General features: G+C 31.1%; 1 protein-coding gene. It reads left to right on the top strand.

The window, feature by feature from the left end:
- The coding region (locus tag FE392_RS22585; RefSeq protein ID WP_319931922.1) for a hypothetical protein at nucleotides 1–235 on the top strand (235 nt) is incomplete at both ends.

Here is a 235-nt window from a genome sequence, read left to right on the forward strand (position 1 = left end):
GAATTAAAAGAAGGAACAGACTATAAACTCAAAATAACAACAGACAATACTACCGGAAAGCAACATTTCGAAATTGCCTTCTTGAAAAAAATTGATCGAGCTTATATTTTAGAATATCGCTCACTTATTAATGCAGACGATAAAGAAAAAGTAAGTAATAAAGCGAAAATCACAGGCAATAAGTTGACAGTTAAAAACACAGAAACTACTGAAACGATTGAAGTGAGAATGTCTT

The sequence above is a fragment of the Xenorhabdus santafensis genome, assembly GCF_033949405.1.
In the GTDB taxonomy this organism is placed as follows: domain Bacteria; phylum Pseudomonadota; class Gammaproteobacteria; order Enterobacterales; family Enterobacteriaceae; genus Xenorhabdus; species Xenorhabdus santafensis.